Below are 697 nucleotides of genomic sequence, written 5' to 3'. Positions count from 1 at the left end.
CGTTGAGCTCCACGAGTAATTGATTGGTGCCTTATTCGAAAGGGATCATTTCAATTGATTGGAGGCGTTTGCCAATTATTTATGTGCTAATCAGTGCACTGAAGTGTGGCTCTACGAAGTCCCCAGTGAGAGATCATCGCCACATCATTTTGGCATCTGGGACGAAGCTAGGCATGAGTCACCTGTTGTTGTCAAGTAAAAGTTGCCACGGTTTTATAAGCAGCCCAATCAGTTAAGATTCTTTTGGTTGCAAACCCCCGTTGTAGTGAGGGGGACAATTGTTGCTTTAATAGCCCATCAAATCCTCACTGATCCCCCCCCTGGCATCGACCACATTTTTGTAGCCATGCTCAGGACCCCATTCACTTTTCAACCTACGAAATAGCCGCTCCATCGGTGCGTTATCCCAGCAATTCCCTCGTCGACTCATGCTCGGATTTATCCGATACCGCCATAACAGTTGTTGATATCGGCGACTGCTGTAATGGCTGCCCTGATCAGAGTGGAACATCACGCCCTGTGGTTGTCCCGGTTGCTCATAGGCCACGGTCAGGGCCTATGAGAAGACCATTATGGGACGCGAGCGAGAACTACCATCCAATCGTTTTTCTGGCAAACAAATCCATTACTACCGCCAGATAGCCCCAGCGTTGGCCAGTCCAGATGTACGTCACATCGCCTGTCTCTTATACACATC

The 697-nt window shown here is 48.9% G+C and carries 1 pseudogene; it reads right to left on the bottom strand.

The window, feature by feature from the left end:
- Window positions 1-289 precede the first annotated feature (289 nt).
- Window positions 290-680, bottom strand: a pseudogene (locus CUC53_RS19365) (DDE-type integrase/transposase/recombinase); the annotation flags it as partial.
- Window positions 681-697 lie beyond the last annotated feature (17 nt).

The sequence above is a fragment of the Aeromonas cavernicola genome (assembly GCF_002795305.1).
Classification (GTDB): Bacteria; Pseudomonadota; Gammaproteobacteria; order Enterobacterales; family Aeromonadaceae; genus Aeromonas; species Aeromonas cavernicola.
Note: the sequence above shows the minus strand (reverse complement) of the source record. Positions and strands in the feature narration are given on the sequence as shown.